Below are 20,090 nucleotides of genomic sequence, written 5' to 3'. Positions count from 1 at the left end.
TTGAGCGATTCGTACTGGTGCTCGGGGGCTCGGTCGCCGATGCTCGGGGCATGATCACCCCCGACACCAAGGACTGGACCTGGGTGCTGCGCGAGCCGTGCCCGGAATGCGGGTTCGACGCCCGCACGGTCGACCCGGAGAACGTGCCCGAGCTGCTGCGGGCGAACGCCGGTGATTGGCGCGATGCGTTGGTGCGACCGGATGCGCGCGAGCGGTCCCGGCCGGACAAGTGGTCCACACTGGAGTACGCCTGCCACGTGCGGGACGTCTGCCGGGTGTTCCTCGAGCGCCTGCACCTGATCCTGCACGAGGACGACCCGGTGTTCCCGGCGTGGAACCAGGACGCGACGGCGATCGAGGACCGGTACGGCACACAGGACCCGCAGCGCGTGGCGGAGGAGCTGACCGAGGCGGCGGCCCGGCTGGCCGACGCGTTCGCCGGAGTGTCCGGCGACGAGTGGCGGAGAACCGGCACGCGCGGCGACGGTGCCCGGTTCACCACGGACACCTTCGCGCGTTACTTCATCCACGACGCGCTGCACCACCTCTGGGACGTCACCGGGCAGCGAGCCACGCCCTGAACCGAAGAGCGGAGCTGGGACGACCGCCCAGCGGCCCCTGATCAAGGCGACGCCGGGCGTGCCGGCTCGGCTCGTGTTGCCGCTCGATCGCCGCTACTGGGCTCAGCGGCGCAGGTGGGCCAGCGCTTCCTCGTGCAGGTGGCCGTTCGAGGACAACGCGGAACCGCCGTCGAAGCGGGCCGCGCCGGTCAGATCGCTGAACCGGCCACCGGCCTCGGTGAGGAGGATCTGCATCGGCGCGACGTCCCACGGGTTGACGATCGGCTCGGCCGCCAAGTCGATCGCGCCCTCCGCCACCAGGCAGTGCTGCCAGAAGTCGCCGAAGGCGCGGGTCTCCCAGCACGCGTCGACCAGCCCCAGGTACGCCTCGCGCGAGTGGTACTCGGTCCACGAGCCCAGGTCGGTGGTCGACAGGTACGCGTCGGACAGTGCCGACACCGCCGACACGGCGATCCGCCGCTCGCCGCCCGGGTCGCTCATCCACGCGCCCTCGCCCGCCGCGGCCCACCACCGGCGGCCCAGCAGCGGCGCGCTCACGATGCCCACCACCGGGCGGCCGTCCTCGACCAGTGCGATCAGCGTCGCCCACACCGGGCCGCCCCGCAGGAAGTTCTTCGTGCCGTCGATCGGGTCCAGCACCCACGCCCGACCGGACTGCCACTCCGTGCCGCCGCGCTCCTCGCCGGCCACGTTGTCGTCCGGGCGTTCCGCGGCGAGCAGTTCCCGCACGGCGTCCTCGACCGCGGTGTCCGCGTCGGTGACCGGGGTGCGGTCCGGCTTGCTGCTGACTTTCAGGTCACGGGCGCGGAACCGGGCCGTGGTGATCGAGTCCGCCGCGTCCGCGAGCTTCCCCGCGAGGATGAGATCGTCCGTGTAGCTCGCCACGCCACGATGTTTTCACGACCCCCGGTCGTAGAGTTGGCCAGGTGAGCATGGTGTTGCTGGCCGAGGACGACCCGGCGATCGCGGACCCGCTGTCGCGCGCCCTCGAACGGGAAGGCTACGACGTCGAGGTGGTCGCCGACGGCCCCGCGGTGCTCGACGTCACCCAGGCCAAACGGGTCGACCTGCTCGTGCTCGACCTGGGGCTGCCCGGCATGGACGGGCTCGAGGTGTGCCGCCGGTTGCGGGCGCACGGCAGTGAGCTGCCGGTGCTGATGCTCACCGCCCGCACCGACGAGGTGGACTTCGTGGTCGGGCTCGACGCCGGCGCCGACGACTACGTGGCCAAGCCGTTCCGCCTGGCCGAGCTGCTGGCCCGCATCCGCGCGCTGCTGCGCCGCCGGGCGCCGGAGGTGCTCGAGGCCGGTGGCGTGCGGATGGACCTGGGCGCCCGGATGGTGCTGGTGGACGGCCGCGAGGTGCAGCTGGCGAACAAGGAGTTCGAGCTGCTGCGGGTGCTGATGAGCCACGCCGGCCAGGTCGTCAGCCGCGACGAAATCCTCGCCGAGGTGTGGAACGACCTGGAGTCCAAGACCTCGAAGACGCTCGACATGCACATGTCGTGGCTGCGCCGGAAGCTGTCGGTGAGCGGCGACGGCAAGGGCTCGGTGATCCACCACGGCGACGGTGAGCGGCGGATCGCGACCGTGCGCGGCGTCGGCTTCCGGTTCAACACAGACTAGTGCGCCGCCGGATCCTGCTCGCCATCCTGCTCGCCGTCGCGGTCACCGCGGCGGCACTGGGCATCCCGCTCGGCGTCACCGCGTGGAAGCTGGTGGACAGCATCTACAACGAAGACCTCGCCGGCCGCGCCGCGCAGATCGCCGCGACCCTGGACACCGAACTGGCCGACGGCGTGCTCGACCAGAACGACCTCACCCAGGTGTCGGTGGCGATCCCGCAGGGCGGGGAACTGGTCGTGGACGTGCCGGGCCGCGGCCGCATCACCGAGGGTGCCGCACCGGGACCGGACCCGGTGACAGCGACGGTACAGCTGGCGCGGCAGGGGCACCTCGAGCTGTCCATCCCGTCCGGGCCGCTGCGGTCGCGGCAGACCACGGTGACGCTCGCCGTGCTGCTGCTGGTCGTGTTCTCGGTGACGATCGGGACGGTGGTGGCGACCGTGACGGCCCGGCGGCTCGCGAAACCGCTGCGGCACGTGGCCGACCGCGCCGCGCGTCTCGGTGGTGGCGACTTCCGCCCGGACCCCAGCCGGTACGGCATCGGTGAGCTGGACATGGTGGCCGAGGCGCTGGACACGTCGGGCACCGCTCTGGCGCAGCTCGTGCAGCGGGAGCGGCAGCTGGTCGGCGACGTGTCGCACCAGCTGCGGAGCAGGCTGACGGCACTGCAATTGCGCCTGGAGTCGCTGGCCGTCACCGGCGACCCGGACACCGCGGAGGACGCGCGGGCGGCGCAGGAACAGGCGGACCGGCTGTCGGAGGCGCTGGAGGAGCTGCTGGCCGCGGCACGCGCGGCCAGCGAGGTGGACACCGAGGCACTGGAGCTGGCCGCGGAGCTGCCCGAGGTGGCCCAGGAGTGGCGCGAGCTGCTGCGCGCGGAGGGTCGCAACCTGCGGCTGCGGATCGGTGAGGGCCTGATGGCGCGGGCCACGCCCGGCCGGCTACGGGAGGTGGTCGGCGTGCTGCTGGACAACGCGCTGCGACACGGTGCCGGGACGGTCACGCTGGCGGCGCGCCGCGGCGAGACCGAGGCCACGGTGGTGGTCGAGGTCAGCGACACCGGATCGGGCATCCCGGACGATCTCGCGCCGCACATCTTCGAGCGCGGCTTCTCCGGCGGTGGCTCCACCGGCGTCGGCCTGGCCCTCGCCCGGGCGCTGGCGGAGGCCGACGGCGGGCGGCTGGAGTTGTCGAGCCGCCGGCCCGCGGTGTTCAGCCTGTTCCTGCGCGTGCCGAACCCGGGGGACGTGCCCGAGGTGCGCTGGCCGGCGGAGCGGGTGCCGCGCTGACCGGGCTCGCGGCCGGCCGGGTCAGGCGTCGGTGCTGCTGCGGGTGACGTCCCGGCGACGCTGCCCCAGCTCGTCCGGAAAGACCCACTTCTTGAACCCCCAGAAGCGGAAGACCATCGCCAGCAGCATGCCGATGATCGACCCGCTGACGAAGTCCGCCGTTTCCTGCACGAACCGGGACACGTTCGGCACCTCCAGGTGCAGGACGTACCGGGAGGCGTACAGCGGAATCAGGTTCACCACCACGGCCAGCCCGCTGATCACGAAGAACAGCGCAGCCTCGTGGTGCCTTTCCCGGCCACCACGGGTCCGGAACGACCATTCGCGATTGAGAATGTAGGACACGATCGTCGCGATGATGACCGCGATCGCTTTCGCGGTGGTCGGTTTGTCCTCCAGCACACCCAGTTTCAGCAGGTACCAGATACCGTTGTCGACGACGAACGTGGTGCCGCCGACGATCCCGAACTTGAGCAGCTCCCGATGTTTGATCAACACCGAGCGCAATGGCTCGGGCGTGTGCGACAACACGCTTTCCACAACGGTCACTTGCGCAGTGTACGTAGCCGTCCGCTGCGGGGATCGCGTGGCGGTGGAGTTAGCCGGATTTATCCGGTTCAATTCCGCGGATAGGGGACCCACGGCAGCCACCACCACGGCCGCCCGTGGTCCTTCGACGGCGCGGAAGGTGCCGTCGCCGACGAGCCCGTGGCCTGCGGCGCCGGTGTCGTGGTCGTGGTGGTGCCGCCCGGTGTGGTCGTCGTGGTGGTCGTCGGCGCACCCGTCGTGGTGGTCGCCGAGCTCGACGACGAGGTCGCCGAGGTCGGGGTGACGGGCGGGGTCAGACCGGGCGGCGTCACGTCGCAGAACGGGAACCGGCAGTCGAAGCTGACCGTGCGCGAGGCGCTCGCGGTGCCCAGCGTCGCCGACACGGTGACGGTCCGGGACTGCTTCTCCGGCCGGTCCAGCGCGAACCACAGCCGCAGGCGCTGGCCCGGCGCGAGTGCGGTGAGGCTGGTGCAGGTGGTGGTCGGGCCGCTGGTGCACGCCGCCTGGAAGCCACCGGTGACCAGGTGCGCGTCGTCGTCGATCCACAGGCTGACCGGCTTGGTGTTCGGCCCGGTGTTGGTGACGTCGACCGAGAGCCACGCCCGACGGCCCCACAGGTGCTCGCCGGCCCAGCCCCGGGCGTCCAGGGTCAGCTGGTCCGGTGCCTCCGACACGGCCACCGGCACGCGGACCGCGATCCGGACGTCCGCGCCGGCGTTCACCGTGCCGGTCACCTGTCCCGACGTCGCCGCGCCGGTGGCCTGGAGGAGGAACGTCAGCACCGCGCTCTCGCCCGGCTGCAGCCCGCGTGGCGTGGTGCAGGTGACCGTGCCCGCCCCGGGCGGGCAGTCCACCAGGAGCGGACCGGCCGGCGCCTGCGTTCCGAACGCGCCGACGGCGCCGCCACCGCCGCCCGCCCGGCGCACCTCGATGCCGGGTGGCAGGTTCAGCGTCGCCGTCACCGGGTCGGACACCGAGCCACCGGTGTTGCGCACGGTGATCGGCAGGGCGACCGGGTCGCCGCCCGGCTGGAGTTCGAGCCCCGCGGAGGGGCCGTCCGCGGTGATGTTCGCCGGCGCGCCGGGCGGGGGTGGTGGCGCCGGAACGGGGGCGAGCGCCGGCGGTACGACCGGCGCGGGTGGCGGCTCGACCGCCGGTGCAGGTGGTGGCGCGGCGGGCGGCGCGGCCGGAACCGGCGGCGCGGCCGGGGGCTGTGCCGGCGCGACCACCGGCGGCGGTGCTGGAGCGGAGGCGGCGGCCGGGATCTCCTGGGTGCCGCCGCCGGCCGCCAGCGCGGCCGCGACGGCGGCGGCCACCGCGGTGCCGGCGACGCCGAGCCCGACGAACTGACGCGGTCCCGCGGTCGCCACCGAGGCGGCACCGCCGGCGGAACCGGCCGCCGCGCCGGCGGTGGCCGCGGTCGCGGCGGTCGCCTTGCCGACGGTGGCGAGGTAGCCCAGCGCGGCCCCGCCCAGCACGATCGGGGCGATGATCGCCCGCAGCGCACCGTTGACCTCGGCCAGCTCGGCGGCCAGGGCGCGGCAGTCCGCGCACTCGTCCAGGTGGGCTTCGACCTGGGCGCGTTCCCGTTTGGACAGGCCGTCGCGGGTCCACGCGCCCAGCCGGTCGGCACACGCGCGGCACTTCTCGGCGGACGTCTCGGCCAGGTGGACCTGCAGGTAGGCCTGCCGCAGGCCCTCACGGGCCCGGTAGGCGAGTGCGGAGACGCCGTTGGGCGTCAGGCCGAGCAGCGGCGCGACCTCGGCCGGGCTCTGCTGCTCGATCTCGGTGTGCCACAGCACCGCCTGCCACCGCTCGGGCAGCGACGCGAACGCCTTGGCCGCCATGGTGCGCTCCAGACCGGCCAGCGCGGTGTCGGAGAACGGGACCGTCAGCGCCTCGCTGCCGACTGTGGTCATGTCCTCGTTCAGGTCGACGCGCTTGTCCTTGCGGGTCTTGTCGTAGGCGGTGTGCCGCAGCGCGGTGAGCAGGTAGGCGCGGAAGGCGCTGTCCGGGCCCTTGCCGCCGCGCAGGGTGTCCAGCACCTTGGCGAACGCGTCGGACACCAGGTCGTCGGCTTCGGCGGCCGACCGGGCGAGCTGCCGCGCGAGGTTGTAGGCCGCGGCGACGTGCCGCTCGTAGAGGGTGCCGTACGCGGCCAGGGTGCCGGTGCGGACCTCGGTGATCAGCTCCGCGTCGCTCTTGCCCTCGAAATCGGCCGGTAGGGTGGACACCGCTCTCCTTATCCCAGTGTTGCGCGCGATCAGTGTGACTGACTGGCCCCCCCACGTCACGCGCCACCTCGCCCTATTGACCCGCACGGTGTAATTCCGTCACACCGCGCCGCTTCGATCGTCACTTCACCGGAACAGCGGTCGCGGGACGGAAGGACGGTTGCCAGTGGACGTGCCGGCCATGAGGTTGCGGCGCGAACCGGAGCCCGGCGGCGACGGATCGCTGCGTGCGTTGCGGACGCGCTGGCGGTCGGCGAGCCTGGCCGCGGGGTGGCGGTTCCCGGGGGACTGGGGCCTGCCCGAGGTCGACGCGGTGTGCGCGGCGCTGGTGCGCAACCGCCCGGCGGAGATCCCGGTCGCGGGGCTGGCCCGGGCGCGTGCCACGGCCGGCGCGGGGCTCGGGGAGACACTGCTCGACCTGGCGGCGCTGCACTCCGTCACCACCCCATCGGGGGAGGCCACGCCGCCGGACGTGGACGCCCTGCCGTCCCGGTTGCTGCGTGTCGCGGCCCTGGCGTGGGCCGAGGTCGCGATGGACAAGCTCGCCAGCACCGAGGTGATCGACCCGCTGACCGGCCTGCCCACCGCCGCCTACCTGCGCACGCGCCTGCGCGAGCTGTACGGCCGGTCCGGCTGCCGGACCGGCGAGGACCACACGCTGCTGGTCGTCTCGGTCGACCTGTCCGGGGTCCGCGGGTGGCCCCGGATGACCGCGATGATCCTGATCGCGGAGGCCATGCGGGTGGTGTTCGACGGCGGCGAGAGCATCGCCTCGCTCGGCCCGGCCACGGTCGCCGCCGCGGTGCCCCGGGACGGCCGGATCGCGGCGAAGGCCGTGATGCTGCGACGCGAGCTGCACGAGCGCCTGTCGGTCGACGACCAGCTGGAATCCGTCGGCCCGCCGAAGATCAGGCTCGTCCGGTTGCCCGCGACCCACGAGTCCGCGTCCCAGCTCCTCCAGCGGCTCGCGCGAACCTGACCCTTCTCGCTCCGCCGTCATGGTTTCGTGATTTCCTGGAAGGGTGACACAGTCAGTGCCCGCCGCCGGTGGCGACCCGCTCCACGAGCCGGCGCAACCGCGCCTGGCGCTGCGGACCTCGCTCGCCCGGTTGTCGGTGCGGCCGCGTTCGATCCTGCTGCTGTCACTCGTGCCGCTGCTCGCGCTCGTCGCCGGTGTCCTCGGCTGGCTGTTCGACTGGCGGCTGGGCGTGGACAGCGCGGTCTACCGCGCCGGGGCGATCACCCTGCTCGACGGCGACCCGCTCTACGACGCCAGCACGCTGGCGTCCGAGCCGTGGTGGGCGCTGCTGCCGTTCACCTACCCGCCGACCGCCGCGCTGCTGTTCGTGCCGCTGGCGGCCCTGCCGGTGCAGATCGCCTGGGGTGTGCTGACCGCGATCTCGGTGCTGGCGATGGCGCTGGTCATCCGCGTGGCGATCGGCTCGCTGCCGACGCCGCCCACCGTGCGGCGCTGGTGGTCCTCGCCCGCGCGGGCGACGCTGGTGTGCTCCGTGCTCATGCTCGGCCTCGAGCCGGTGTGGCGGACGATCTTCCTCGGTCAGATCAACCTGATCCTGATGGCGATCGTGGTGCTCGACGTGCTGGTCGTCACCACGCGCGGCAGTCGCTGGGGCGGGGTGCTGGTCGGCATCGCGTCGGCGGTGAAGCTGACGCCGCTGGTGTTCGTGGCGCACCTGTTCCTCACCGGCCGCCGGCGCGAAGCGGTCCGCGCGTTCGGTGTGTTCGCCGGCCTGCAGCTGCTGATGCTGGCGCTCATCCCGGGGGACACGATCCGCTACTGGACCAAGACCATCTCCGACACCGGGCGGATCGGCCCGGTGCACTGGGCGGGCAACCAGTCCCTCAACGGCCTGATGAACCGGGTCACCGACCTCGCGCCGTGGGCGTCGAAGGCGGCCCTGGGGATCGCCGCGGTGCTGGCCATCCCGGCCGTGTGGCTCGTGCTGCGCTTCCACCGCCGCGGACAGGCGCTGGCCGCGCTGCTGGTGACGGCGTTCTTCGGGCTGCTGGCTTCGCCGATCTCGTGGTCGCACCACTGGGTGTGGGCGGTGCCGCTGATCGTCCTGCTCGTGTCGCGGCTGCCGCAGACCACGCCGGCCGACGCGTGGAAGCGCTGGGCGGGCATCGGCGCGGTGGCCGCCGTGTTCATCAGTTGTGTGCTGCTCGCGCTGCCCAACGGGCGCAACATCGAGCTGCACTGGAAGTTCTGGCAGAGCGTGCTGGGCAACGCCTACATCCTCACGCCGGTGGTCCTGACCGTGGTGCTGGTGACGCGCTGGGCATTGCAGCGCAGGCGGGAGAAGGTGCGTGACGACGCTGCGATCACGGGTTGAGCCGGCACTGGTCGGCGCACTCGTCCTGGGGGCGTTCGCGGTAGGGGTGATCTGCTGGCTCGGGCACTGGCAGCTGGGCGCCGACAGCGCCGTCTACCGCGCGGGGGCGCTGACCTTCCTGCACGGTGACCAGGTCTACACGACGGAGCGGCTCACCGCGCTGCCGTCGTGGGTGTCGCTGCCGTTCACCTACCCGCCGGCCGCGGCACTGCTGTTCGTTCCGCTGGTGGCCATCCCGAGCGGTCTGACCTGGGGTTTCCTGATCGCGGCGTCGGTGCTGTCGCTGGCCGTGGTGATCCGGGTGAGCGGGCGGTTCCGCGGCTGGGCGCTGGCCGGGCTGACGGTCGCGGCGCTCGCGCTGGAACCGGTGTGGAAGACGATCTTCCTCGGCCAGATCAACCTGGTGCTCCTCGCGGTGATCGTGCTCGACCTGCTGGTCCTGGCCGGCACGCGCTGGTCCGGCGTGCTCGTCGGCGTCGCGGCCGCGATCAAGCTGACGCCGCTGATCTTCGTGGCGCACCTGTTCGTCACCGGGCGGTGGCGGGACGGCCTGCGGGCGGTGGGCACCTTCGCCGGGCTCCAGATCGTGATGTTCGCCTTGATGCCCGGCGATGCGGTGCGGTACTGGTCGACGGCGGTCTTCGACCCGCACCGGGTGGGGGGCGCGTCCTGGATCTTCAACCAGTCGCTTACCGGCATGATCAACCGCGTGTCGCGCGAGGCGTCCTGGTCGCCCGCGCTCGCGCTCGGCATCGGCGCGGTGCTCGCGGTGCCCGCGGTGTGGCTGGTGCGACGGCTGCACCACCGCGGCGAGACACTCGCCGCGGTGCTGGTGACGGCGTTCCTCGGACTGCTGGTCTCGCCGGTGTCGTGGTCGCACCACTGGGTGTGGGCGGTGCCGCTGATCGTGCTGCTCGCGTCGAAGGGCCGCTGGGTGTGGGCCGGTCTGGTGACCGTGTTCTTCGCCAGCTGCATCGTGATGGTGGTGCCCAACGGCGGCGTCACCGAGTTCAGCTGGGGGCCGGAGCTGTTCGTGCCCGGCAACGCGTACGTGGTGGCCGCGGCACTGGGGATCCTCGGGCTCGCCGTGCGTGAGCTGCGTCTCCCGTCGAGTCCGCCGCTCGCCGAGCACCACCCTCGACCGAAGCCCTCCGCGTTGCGGTAACTAATCTGGAGCCGTTATGGACAAGCGCACAGGGCTCCCGATCGTCGGGATGGTGGGCGGCGGCCAGCTCGCCAGGATGACGCACCAGGCCGCGATCTCACTGGGACAGTCGATGCGGATCCTCGCCGTCGACGCCAACGATTCGGCCGCGATGGTCGCCGGGGACGTCCAGCTCGGGCACCACACCGACCTGGACGCGCTGCGCGAATTCGCCCGCAGCGTCGACGTGGTCACCTTCGACCACGAGCACGTGCCGTGGGAACACCTGTTCGCCCTGGTCAACGAGGGTTTCACGGTGCGGCCGGGGCCGGATGCGCTGGCGTTCGCGCAGAACAAGCTGGTGATGCGCGACCGGCTGTCGGCGACCGGGTTCCCGTGCCCGCCGTACGCCGAGGTGTCCGAGGTGGAGGACCTGGTCAAGTTCGGCGCGGAGCACTCCTGGCCGGTCGTGCTCAAGGCCGCGACCGGCGGCTACGACGGCCGTGGCGTGTGGATGGTCGAGTCCGAGGCCGAGGCGCGCACCCTGGTGCCCGAACTGCTGGCGGCCGGCACCGAGCTGCTCGCCGAGCAGCGTGTCGCGATGAAGCGCGAGCTGTCCGCGCTGGTCGCGCGTTCGCCGTTCGGGCAGGGCGCGGCGTGGCCGGTGGTGGAGACCGTGCAGGAGAACGGCATCAACACCGAGGTGCTGGCGCCCGCGCCCGGGCTGACCTCGCGCCAGGTGCACGAGGCGCAGGAACTGGCGCTGCGGCTGGCCGACGAGCTGAACGTGGTCGGGGTGCTGGCGGTCGAGCTGTTCGAGACCGACGGCGGTCTGCTGGTCAACGAACTGGCGATGCGCCCGCACAACTCCGGCCACTGGACCATGGACGGGTCGGCGACCTCCCAGTTCGAGCAGCACGTGCGTGCCGTCCTGGACTACCCGCTGGGCGTGACCGACCTGGTCGCGCCGACCGTGATGGCCAACGTGCTGGGCGCGCCGACCACCCCGGAGATGACGACCGACGAGCGGCTGCACCACCTGTTCGCCCGTTTCCCGGACGCCCGCGTGCACCTGTACGGCAAGGGCGAACGGCCCGGCCGCAAGCTCGGGCACGTCAACTTCGTCGGCGGCGACCTGCCGAACCTGCGGACCCGCGCCAAGCTGGCCGCGCACTGGCTGTCGCACGCCGAATGGCCCGACGGCTACGACATCCACTGAGAGGAGCACGCGTGACCGACGTCGGCGTGATCATGGGCAGCGACTCGGACTGGCCCGTGCTCGAAGCGGCCGGGGCGGCGCTCGACGAGTTCGGCGTGTCCTACGAGGTCGGCGTGTACTCTGCGCACCGGACGCCGCAGCGGATGCTGGACTACGCGCGCACCGCGGCCGACCGCGGCATCAAGGTGATCATCGCCGGCGCCGGGGGCGCCGCGCACCTGCCCGGGATGGTCGCGTCGGCGACGGTGCTGCCGGTGATCGGCGTGCCGGTGCCGCTGAAGTACCTGGACGGGATGGACTCGCTGCTGTCGATCGTGCAGATGCCGGCCGGGGTTCCGGTCGCGACCGTGTCGATCGGCGGCGCCCGCAACGCCGGGCTGCTGGCCGTGCGGATCCTGGCCGCCCAGGACCCGGCACTGCGGGACAAGATGGCTGCCTTCCAGGCCGATCTCGAACAGCTCGTCCTTTACAAGGACGCGAAGCTGCGCGACAAGGTGCAGTCCTAGCCGCGCTGTCCGGAGGGCCCGACACGCGCGGGTGAACTCCCGGTCGCCGCGCGGCCGGCCGGGTAACCCGCCGATCATGGAGTTCTCGCGTCGCCGGCTGGGCCTGTTCGCCGCCTCCGCCGGGCTGGTCCGGACCGAGCCGCCCGCGACCCGCGTGCCGGTCGGGCTGGTGTTGTCGCACGAGCAGTTCCCGACGTCCCGGCTGCTGGACTTCGCGCGGCAGGCCGAGGCGGCGGGTTTCGGCTTCGTCTGGGCCAGCGACCACCTGCAGCCGTGGCAGGACAACCAGGGGCACGCGATGTTCCCGTGGCTGACGCTCGCCCTGGTGGCCGAGCGCACGCGGCGGGTCACGTTCGGTTCCGGCGTGACCTGTCCCAGCTACCGGCACCACCCGGCGGAGGTCGCGCAAGCGTTTGCTTCCCTCGAGTTGCTGGCGCCCGGGCGGACGTTCCTCGGCACCGGGACCGGCGAGGCGGTCAACGAGCAGGCGGGCACCGGACAGTACGGCCGCTACCCGGAACGGCACGACCGGCTCGTCGAGGCGATCGAGCTGATCCGGCGCCTGTGGACGGGGGAGCGGGTGACCTTCCGCGGCCGGTTCTTCGCGACCGACCAGCTCAAGCTGTACGACCTGCCGGCGAAACCGCCCCCGGTGTACGTCGCCGCGCAGGGCCCGAAGAGCGCGCGGCTGGCCGGCCGGTACGGCGACGGCTGGATCACCCAGGCCGGTGCCGCTCTCGACCCGGCGCTGCGGGACGCGTTCGCCGCGGGCGCCCGGGAGGCGGGCAAGGACCCCGGCGCGATGCCGAAGTGGGCCGAGCTGTTCGCGGTGGTCGGCGACCAGCGGGAGATCGACCAGGCCGCGCAGCGGTGGCGGTTCACCGTCCGGCCTGCCGACCTGCCCAACCCGGAGGCGATCCAGCAGGCGGCGCAGTCCACACCGCTCGCCGAGGTCGCGGGCCGGTGGGTGGTCGGCACCGACCCCGCGGTGCACGTCGAGGCGGTGCGGAAGCTGATCGACGCCGGGGTGACGCCGTTCCTGCACTTCGCGCAGGAGGACCCGGGCGCGGCCATCGAGTTCTACCGCGTCCGGGTGCTGCCCGCGCTCTAGAGCCGCTGCCGCAGCTCGCGCTTGAGGATCTTGCCCGCCGCCGAGACCGGGATCTCGTCGACGAACCTCAGCTCGCGGATCCGCTTGTAGGGCAGCACGTTGCTGTTGACCGCGGACAGGATCTCCTCCGCGGTCACGGTCTCGTCCGCGCGTACGACGAACGCCACGGGCAGCTCGCCGACCTCGTCCTGCTTGCGTCCGACCACCGCCGCCGCGGTCACGCCGGGGTGCGCGAGCAGCAACTCCTCCAGCTCGCGCGGGTACACGTTGTAACCCTTGTAGATCAGCATGTCCTTCTTGCGGTCCACAATGGACAGGTATCCGTCCTTGTCCAGCACGCCGACGTCCCCGGTGTGCAGCCACCCGTCGGCCAGCACGGTGGCGGTCTCGGCGGGCCGGTTGTGGTAGCCCGCCATCACCTGCGGGCCGCGGATGCACACCTCGCCCTGCTCGCCCTCCGGCACCGTGTCCGCACCGCCCTCCAGCGGCACGATCCTGATCTCGGTGTCGAAGACCGGCACGCCCACCGTGCCCTGCTTGCGCAACCCGGACCGGAACGCCGGGTTGATCGTGGCACCCATGGTGACCTCGGTGAGGCCGTAGCCCTCCGTGATGACCGCGTCCGGGAACCGGGCGGCCAGCGCCTTGAGCATCTCGTGCGGCATCGGTGCGGCGCCGGAGCTGATCCCGCGCACCGACGACAGGTCCCGGGTAGCCAGGTCCGGGCAGGCCAGCAGCGCGGCGAACAGGGCGGGCGCGCCGCCGATGGACGTCACCCGCAGCCGCTCGGCGTCGGCGAGGTAGGCGACCGGGTCGAACCGGTCGTGCAGCGTGGTGGAGCCGCCGCCCATGACCGGGACGTTCAGCCCGCCGATGGTGCCCATCGCGTGGAACCACGGCGTGAGGTTGATGCCCGAGCCGGTGCCCAGCCGGGTGGGCCACTCGTCCGCGCCGCCGACCTGGTCGAGCGTGAGGTCGCCGTCGTCGTCCAGGGCCGGGACCGATCCGGTGCCCCAGCAGGCGTATTGGAGCGTGTTGACCACGACGTTGCGGTGCGGCAGGCGAACGCCCTTGGACCGCCCGGTGGTGCCGCCGGTGTAGGACAGGTGGGCGAGGTGGGTGCGGGTGTCGATGTCCAGTGCGGGGCGGGTGTCCGGCTGACCGGCGAGGAACGACTGGAACTCGACCTGGTCGCCGGTGAGGTCGTCCGGAGCGACGACGACCACCAGGCGAACCGGCGTCCGGTCGCGGACGGCGGTCAGCGCCGGTGCCACCCTGCCGAGGGTGACCACCGCGACGGCGCCCGAGTCGGCGAGCTGGTGGGCGAGGTCGGCGGGCGGCAGCAGCGGGTTCGCCGGGGTGAAGGTCGCACCGGCGAGCAGAATCCCGTAATAGGCGACGGGGTAGGCGAGGCAGTTCGGCAGGTGGATGGCAACGGTCGCACCCGGCCCGATCCCTTGAGCCCGTAGCGCATTGGCGAACCGGCACGCGCCCGCGTACGTCTGCGCGTACGTCAGGGAGCGGTCCTGGTGGGTGAACGCGATTCGGTCCCGGTACCGCTTCGCGGCACCGGCGAGGATCGAGCCGGCGGGGACGTCGGGGTAGTCCAGCGATCGCGGGAGGTGGGGCGGCCATGACCCAGCAGTGATCGGCATCACTCCACCATAGGGCGGATCTGCGGCCCAGAACACAATTGGCGTTGGTGAACGACCACTAACATGGATGGCGGACTTCTTACCCGTACGAGGAAGGTGACGCAGGTGTCGGAGACCCCGGGCCTCTACCAGCTGGCCGAGGAGCACGAGGAGCTGCGTGCGGCCGTGCGGGCGCTGGCGGAGAAGGAGATCGCGCCGCACGCCGCCGAGGTGGACGAGCAGGAGCGGTACCCGGTGGAGGCGCTGGAGGCGCTGAACGCTGCGGGGTTCAATGCGGTGCACATTCCGGAGGAGTACGAGGGTCAGGGTGCGGACGCGGTGGCGGCGTGCATCGTGATCGAGGAGGTGGCGCGGGTTGATGCGTCGGCGTCGTTGATTCCGGCGGTGAACAAGCTGGGGACGCAGCCGATCCTGTTGTCGGCGTCGGAGGAGTTGAAGAAGCTGGTTCTGCCGGAGATCGCGGCGGGGGCGACGGCGTCCTACGGGTTGTCGGAGCGGGAGGCGGGGTCGGACACGGCGTCGATGCGGACCCGGGCGCGGTTGGACGGGGATCACTGGGTGCTCAACGGCACGAAGGCGTGGATCACCAATGCCGGGGAGTCGACCTGGTACACGGTGATGGCGGTGACCGATCCGGATGCGCCGAAGAAGTCGAACGGGATTTCGGCGTTCGTGGTGCACAAGGACGACCCGGGGTTCTCGGTGGGGCCGAAGGAGCGCAAGCTGGGGATCAAGGGCTCGCCGACGCGGGAGATCTATTTCGAGAACTGCACGATCCCGGCGGAGCGGATCATCGGTGAGCCGGGCACGGGGTTGAAGACGGCGTTGCGCACGCTGGATCACACCCGCCCGACGATCGGGGCGCAGGCGCTGGGTATCGCGCAGGGCGCGTTGGACGCGGCGGTGGCGTATGTGAAGGAGCGCAAGCAGTTCGGCACGGCGATCGGACAGTTCCAGGGTGTGCAGTTCATGCTCGCCGACATGGGCACGAAGATCGAGGCGGCCCGGCACCTGGTCTACGCCTCCGCTGCTGCGTCGGAGCGGGGTGACGCGCGGGCGGGGTTCATGGCCTCGGCGGCGAAGGCCTTCGCCAGCGACGTGGCGATGTCGGTGACCACCGACGCGGTGCAGCTGTTCGGCGGCGCCGGCTACACCCGCGACTTCCCGGTGGAACGCATGATGCGCGACGCCAAGATCACCCAGATCTACGAGGGCACCAACCAGATCCAGCGCATGGTCATGGCCCGCGCCCTGCTCAACAGCTGACACCCCAGGCCACGCGGCGCGGCGCCCCGGTGCGGGCGTCGCGCCTTTTGTTGCGCGCTGATCGGCTGGGCCGCGTCACCATGCGGTGTACGGTGTGCAAGCACCGGTCACACACGGGAGGGATAACGGTGAGCGAGGTTCGGGTTCACCCGCTACCAATCGCCGACGCGATCAGTAACGTGGTAGGCGGTCCTGAACAGGTTAAGTCTTTTGCCGATGACGCGAACCGCATGTTGGAGGAGGCTCAGGCAGGCCACTGGGCGGTCGACGAAGAAACCGGGACGCATCTCCGAAGTGCCATCACGACTATGCAGAACCGCCTTGATCAGCTAGCGCCGCGGGTCGGTTTTCTCCGGCAGACCCCTAGGCTCGGCCACGACGCATACGCGCGTGAAGTCGCGGAGCACATGCGCCGCGCGATGGATTCGGACAACCAGTCTCTTGTTCCTGTGTTCGAGGCGCTTCGCGCAGGTCTGGAGAAACTTCGCCAGGCCCTGGACATTGCGATGGAGAAGTACGACGCCGCCGATGAGGCGGCAACGAAGCATCTCGGGCAGTTGAAGGACTGAGGACCACGTGACGGACAGGCCGCGTTCCCTTGTTCTCCTCGCCACCACAGCCACTGCGGTTCTGGTGTTGACTTCCTGTTCTCGTACTGTCGCGGGGACTGCGTTGCCCGCTCCTCAGGTGTCGACCAAGGCAACTGCCGAGGACGAGCTGAAGTCATTCGACGCGTGTGCTGTGCTCGATCATCTGGTCGAGGGCGAGGGGTTCCAGCCGGGTGTCCGCAAGACCGCCCGCAACGAGTGCCATGCGAGCAAGACGGATTACGGGACCTACTCGATAGCGCTCGATCCAGAGCAGGGACTCGCGGAATTCGGCAGCCAGGCATCCGACATCGTTCCGTTCACGATCAATGGTCGTGAAGCTCGCCGGGGTAAGCCTGGGATCGCCGGGATGTGTGAGGTGGCCATCGAGGTCGGGGAGCACGCACGTGCCTTGGCGGCAGCAACGATGACCCGGCCGGGCGATGACGCGAAAGCCTGTCCCGATGCGCAGGCGTTGGCGGCCAGGCTGGAGCCCTTGCTGCCGAAGGCGCGGTAGGCCGGCCACCTCGGCGGCTGAGGTGCGGGCCTTGGGTGGCCGCCGCTCTCGCACTCGGGCTCCACGGCGCCCGCTGGACCACCTGCTCGCGGCCGTCGCCGGGCGCGCAAGAGCGAACGGCAGGCCGCCTAGGCGAGCAGGTCGACCGTCGTGCGCTCCGCCGCCCGGCGGTCGTCCAGCTTCGACGGATCGGGGTGCGAGATCTGCACCAGGTGGGCGCCGGCGGACAACGGGGCCAGCAGTCCGGCCAGGACACCCTCCGGCACAGTCCACTCCACAGTGGACAAAACTCGCGCGCCCGGTCCGATCTCTGCCGCCCGGGACCGGGCCTCCGCCAGCACCTCGTCCACAGTGGAACCGGCCAGTGCCGGGGTGTCCCCGGGAACCGGCGCCATCGGACGGAAGTCGTCGCCGTAGGCGCGGGCCTCGTTCAGGTAGTCCAGCGCCCCCTCGACCGGCGCCGGGAGACCGCGGCCCATCGGGTCGAGCGCCACGATCGCCGTTGCCTCGGCGCCCGCTCCGGAGCCGTCCGGCGCCACGAACGCCACGCGTGCTCCCGCGGGTGACGCCACCACCTCGGCCCCGCACCACCACGCGCCCAGGAGTACACCGGCCGTCTGCCAGTGCGCGGGCAGCACCACGGCGACCGGATCGCCCGGCTCCACGTCGAACTCCTCGACCAGCCAGTTCGCCGTCTTCGCGGCCCAGTTCGCGGTGGTCGCCACCGACAGCTCCACCCGGGTGCCCGCGGCGTCGTCGTAATGGGTGATCAGCGGTTTCCCCGGCTGCGCCAGCAGGGCGCGGAACAGCGCATCAGTCAAGGACACGGCTTGAATGTAGCCGCCGCGCGCAGCGCATCCCTCACGGGTGGCGGGCGTCGGCCTAGTTGACGCAGGAAACCCCCGCGGGCACCGCTTGTGCCACGCCGCCACCGGGCGCACCACCGCCACCCGCGCCGGCGCCCCGTCCCGCCAGTCCCGCGAAGAACTGCCGCACCGCCACCGGGTCGGCCTCGACGATGCTCTGCTGGCCGTCGGGGCTGCGGCCGTTGATCGTGACGACCGGGATCGTCGTGAAGGTGACGTCCCCGGACGCCAGGCCCTTCGCCTTCTCCGCGAACTGCAGCAGGTCGAAGCCCGGGTCGAGGACCAGCGACCGGTGCAACGCGTCGGTCAGATCGCCGAGGGTGCCCGGGTTCGCCAGCACTCCGGCCGACAGCACCTGGTGCAGCGCGGAGGACAGGAACGCCTGCTGCCGCACGATCCGGTCGAGGTCGCCGCGCGGGAGGTTCTTCCGCTGCCGCACGAACGACAGCGCCGCACCGCCGGACACCGTTTGCACCCCGGCGCGGAAGTCGGCGCCGGAGTCCTTGTCCTCGGTCGCGTGGTTCAGGCACACCCGCACACCGCCGACCGACTCGGTGATGAGGTAGAACCCGAGCAGGTTGACCTCGGCGTAGTGGTCGACACGCACCTGCGTGAAGTCCTGCACGGCCTGCACCAGCGCCTGCCGCCCGGCTTGGTCGGAGTCCCGCTCGATGCCGGCCGCGTCGCGCCGGCCCTGGCGCCGCAGCTCGTCGGCCTTCGCCTGCTTGGCCAGCCCGTACACCGAATTGATCTTGCCCTGGCCGCCGCGCGGCACGTCGATCCAGGTGTCCCGCGGGATCGACACCGCGTACGGTCTGGCGCCGTTCTTCGGCAGCCGGACGATGATGATGGTGTCGGTGTTCACGCCGCTGGTCTGCTCGGTGCGCAACGTCTTGAGCACTTGCAGCGGCAGCGCGTTGCCCTGCATGTCGGTGCGCGCGTCGGTGCCGACCAGCAGGATGTCCTCACCGCCGTCGTCCGCGGGTGGCGCCGGTTTGTCCGCGGGCTGGTCGAGGGCGTCCGTGGTGTGCACGTTGCCCTGCACCTCGTGGTAGGTCGCCCACGCGTAGCCCGTCGTGACCAGCGCGGCTACCGACACCAGCGCCAGCAACGCCCTCCCGGCCGTGCGCAACGGGCGCCACCGGGGCCGCGGCGGCTGGTCACCGGTGGGCGTCGTCCGGGGGTAGGGCGTCGGTTTCGGCGCGTCGTCCATCCCGGTGTTCCCCCTCCTGAGCCCCTCCGGTCCCAGGTTAAGGCACCACGGGCGTCAGTTCACGCACGGCACGTCGCCCGCCGTGATGGGCGGCGCGGCGGGGGAGGGTACCGGGGTGCTCGACGCGCCCGACGCCCTCGACGGCACGGGCGAGGTGCCCGGCCGCGGGCCGGAGCTGGACGATGTGCTGGACGGTGGTCGCGGGGTGGGTGTGGCGCTGGCCGACGTCCGGCTGCCCGAATCCGAGGTCAGCTGGTCGACGAACGCGTGCACGGCCTGCGGATCGACCCGCACCACGTCGGCGCCGCCGATCACCGCGTTGCCGACCACCGGGATCGTGTAGAACTCGATGTTGCCGCCGTTCAGGCCGCGCATCTGGGCGGCGAACTCGCCCAGGTCCCAGTTGTCCGACAGCACCACGGACTTCTTGACCGCGTTGATCACGTCGGAGAGCTTGCCGGGGTTGGTCAGCACGTCCCCGGACAGGATCTTGCGCGCCAGCCCGGACAGGAACGCCTGCTGGCGGCCGATGCGGTCCAGGTCCCCGTCCGGCAGGTCGTAGCGCTGCCGGACGAACGCGAGCGCCTGCACTCCTTCGACGGACTGCCGCCCGGCCGGCAGGTCGACACCCGACTTGCGTTCCCGCACCGGCGCCTTGAGGCACACCTCGATGCCGCCGAGGGCGCGGGTCACCTCGTAGAAGCTCGCCAGGTTGACCTCGGCGTAGCGGTCGATCATCCCGGGCTTGCCGATGAAGGTCTCCAGCGTGGTGATCAGGTTCTTGCGCCCGGCCACCTTGGCCTGCTTGTCGGCCTCCTTGATGTCGGTGCCCTGCTGCTGGAGCTGCTTGAACTTGTCGTTGTAGGCGTAGACGAACGCGCCGTTGAGCTTGTGCTTGCCGAACCCGCCGGCCAGCTCGACCCACGAGTCGCGGGGGAACGAGATTGCCACCGCGCGGCGGCCGTCCTGCGGGATGTGCACGAGGATCATGGTGTCGGTTTGCTTCTCGCCGTCGGCGTCCCCGGCGTGCAGCATGTCCAGCACCTCGCGGGGCAGCGGGTTGCCCTGCGCGTCGGTGCGGCTGTCCATGCCGACCAGGAGGATGTCGATCGCGCCGTCGAGCGGCACCGCGTGGAGTTGCTCGTCGTCGAACACCGGCGTGGTGGACAGGCCCGAGCTGGGGTCGCCGATGAACTGCCAGCCGTACCAGGTCACGGCCAGCACCGCGACCGACACCAGCGCGACGACGAGTTTCCCGCCGCGCCGCGCGACGACGGCGACGCCACGGCGCCGCCGCCTGGTGGACGGGACGGGCCGAGCCGGCCACGTGGTCTCGTCCGTGGCCTCCAGCCGGGTGGTAACTCCTCCGGTCAC

General features: G+C 71.7%; 19 protein-coding genes. 12 read left to right on the top strand and 7 right to left on the bottom strand.

What is annotated here, in order from left to right; translation table 11 throughout:
* Positions 1-50 precede the first annotated feature (50 nt).
* Positions 51-581: a DinB family protein gene (locus FHX46_RS25025; protein WP_167119705.1), complete on the top strand. Its 531-nt coding sequence runs from the start codon at positions 51-53 to the stop codon at positions 579-581.
* Between the two features lie 102 nt (positions 582-683).
* Here the strand turns inward: FHX46_RS25025 and hisN are convergent, their stop codons facing one another.
* Entirely contained in the window at positions 684-1,466 is a 783-nt protein-coding gene (gene hisN / locus FHX46_RS25020) for a histidinol-phosphatase (protein WP_167119702.1), read from the bottom strand.
* Positions 1,467-1,513: 47 nt separating this feature from the next.
* Here hisN and FHX46_RS25015 point away from each other — a divergent pair, with 47 nt between their 5' ends.
* Both FHX46_RS25015 and FHX46_RS25010 read left to right on the top strand, forming a co-directional pair.
* Positions 1,514-2,206, top strand: coding sequence for a response regulator transcription factor (locus FHX46_RS25015; RefSeq protein WP_167121659.1), 693 nt, complete (start codon positions 1,514-1,516; stop codon positions 2,204-2,206).
* Positions 2,206-3,495, top strand: a complete 1,290-nt coding sequence (locus FHX46_RS25010) for an ATP-binding protein (RefSeq protein ID WP_167119699.1) — start codon at positions 2,206-2,208, stop codon at positions 3,493-3,495. The genes FHX46_RS25015 and FHX46_RS25010 overlap by 1 nt, the downstream gene beginning before the upstream one ends.
* 21 nt (positions 3,496-3,516) lie before the next feature.
* On the opposite strand, the gene FHX46_RS25005 is transcribed toward FHX46_RS25010, so the two are convergent.
* A complete protein-coding gene (locus FHX46_RS25005) occupies positions 3,517-4,044 on the bottom strand; it encodes a GtrA family protein (protein WP_167119696.1) in 528 nt (175 codons plus the stop codon).
* Between the two features lie 68 nt (positions 4,045-4,112).
* The gene (locus FHX46_RS25000) at positions 4,113-6,278 is read right to left on the bottom strand and encodes a sigma-70 family RNA polymerase sigma factor (RefSeq protein ID WP_167119693.1); all 2,166 of its coding nucleotides are present in this window, start codon (positions 6,276-6,278) and stop codon (positions 4,113-4,115) included.
* 166 nt (positions 6,279-6,444) lie between these two features.
* Here FHX46_RS25000 and FHX46_RS24995 point away from each other — a divergent pair, with 166 nt between their 5' ends.
* From FHX46_RS24995 to FHX46_RS24970, 6 genes are all read left to right on the top strand, one after another.
* Positions 6,445-7,257, top strand: coding sequence for a GGDEF domain-containing protein (locus FHX46_RS24995; protein ID WP_167119690.1), 813 nt, complete (start codon positions 6,445-6,447; stop codon positions 7,255-7,257).
* Between the two features lie 43 nt (positions 7,258-7,300).
* The gene (locus FHX46_RS24990; RefSeq protein ID WP_167119688.1) at positions 7,301-8,632 is read left to right on the top strand and encodes a glycosyltransferase 87 family protein; all 1,332 of its coding nucleotides are present in this window, start codon (positions 7,301-7,303) and stop codon (positions 8,630-8,632) included.
* The gene (locus tag FHX46_RS24985; protein ID WP_167119685.1) at positions 8,607-9,797 is read left to right on the top strand and encodes a glycosyltransferase 87 family protein; all 1,191 of its coding nucleotides are present in this window, start codon (positions 8,607-8,609) and stop codon (positions 9,795-9,797) included. Before FHX46_RS24990 ends, FHX46_RS24985 begins: the two co-directional genes overlap by 26 nt.
* A 16-nt stretch (positions 9,798-9,813) precedes the next feature.
* Positions 9,814-10,995, top strand: coding sequence for a 5-(carboxyamino)imidazole ribonucleotide synthase (locus FHX46_RS24980; protein ID WP_167119682.1), 1,182 nt, complete (start codon positions 9,814-9,816; stop codon positions 10,993-10,995).
* Positions 10,968-11,501: a 5-(carboxyamino)imidazole ribonucleotide mutase gene (purE, locus tag FHX46_RS24975; protein WP_167119679.1), complete on the top strand. Its 534-nt coding sequence runs from the start codon at positions 10,968-10,970 to the stop codon at positions 11,499-11,501. The genes FHX46_RS24980 and purE overlap by 28 nt, the downstream gene beginning before the upstream one ends.
* A 76-nt stretch (positions 11,502-11,577) precedes the next feature.
* Positions 11,578-12,612, top strand: a complete 1,035-nt coding sequence (locus FHX46_RS24970) for a F420-dependent hydroxymycolic acid dehydrogenase (protein ID WP_167119676.1) — start codon at positions 11,578-11,580, stop codon at positions 12,610-12,612.
* Here FHX46_RS24970 and FHX46_RS24965 read toward each other — a convergent pair.
* Positions 12,609-14,267: a class I adenylate-forming enzyme family protein gene (locus tag FHX46_RS24965; RefSeq protein ID WP_208400273.1), complete on the bottom strand. Its 1,659-nt coding sequence runs from the start codon at positions 14,265-14,267 to the stop codon at positions 12,609-12,611. The two genes, FHX46_RS24970 and FHX46_RS24965, sit on opposite strands and share 4 nt — an antisense overlap.
* A 63-nt stretch (positions 14,268-14,330) precedes the next feature.
* On the opposite strand from FHX46_RS24965, the gene FHX46_RS24960 reads away from it, so the two are divergent.
* The 3 genes from FHX46_RS24960 to FHX46_RS28315 all read left to right on the top strand — a co-directional run bounded on the left by FHX46_RS24960 (position 14,331) and on the right by FHX46_RS28315 (position 16,637).
* Entirely contained in the window at positions 14,331-15,533 is a 1,203-nt protein-coding gene (locus tag FHX46_RS24960) for an acyl-CoA dehydrogenase family protein (RefSeq protein ID WP_167119671.1), read from the top strand.
* A 128-nt stretch (positions 15,534-15,661) separates the two neighbouring features.
* Complete coding sequence (locus FHX46_RS24955) at positions 15,662-16,102, top strand: hypothetical protein (protein ID WP_208400272.1); 441 nt, start codon at positions 15,662-15,664, stop codon at positions 16,100-16,102.
* Between the two features lie 118 nt (positions 16,103-16,220).
* Positions 16,221-16,637, top strand: coding sequence for a DUF3558 domain-containing protein (locus tag FHX46_RS28315; RefSeq protein WP_313886240.1), 417 nt, complete (start codon positions 16,221-16,223; stop codon positions 16,635-16,637).
* Positions 16,638-16,765: 128 nt separating this feature from the next.
* On the opposite strand, the gene FHX46_RS24945 is transcribed toward FHX46_RS28315, so the two are convergent.
* Genes FHX46_RS24945 through FHX46_RS24935 form a run of 3 tightly spaced genes read right to left on the bottom strand, consistent with a single transcriptional unit; the run spans position 16,766 to position 20,090 of the window.
* The gene (locus FHX46_RS24945) at positions 16,766-17,464 is read right to left on the bottom strand and encodes a TIGR03089 family protein (RefSeq protein WP_167119668.1); all 699 of its coding nucleotides are present in this window, start codon (positions 17,462-17,464) and stop codon (positions 16,766-16,768) included.
* A gap of 55 nt (positions 17,465-17,519) precedes the next feature.
* Positions 17,520-18,716, bottom strand: coding sequence for an LCP family protein (locus FHX46_RS24940; protein ID WP_167119665.1), 1,197 nt, complete (start codon positions 18,714-18,716; stop codon positions 17,520-17,522).
* A 54-nt stretch (positions 18,717-18,770) separates the two neighbouring features.
* A complete protein-coding gene (locus tag FHX46_RS24935; protein WP_167119662.1) occupies positions 18,771-20,090 on the bottom strand; it encodes an LCP family protein in 1,320 nt (439 codons plus the stop codon).

Origin of the sequence: Amycolatopsis viridis, assembly GCF_011758765.1 — a bacterium.
In the GTDB taxonomy this organism is placed as follows: Bacteria; Actinomycetota; Actinomycetes; order Mycobacteriales; family Pseudonocardiaceae; genus Amycolatopsis_E; species Amycolatopsis_E viridis.
The sequence above is the reverse complement of the archived record's forward strand: the minus strand, read 5'-3'. Positions and strand labels throughout refer to the sequence as shown.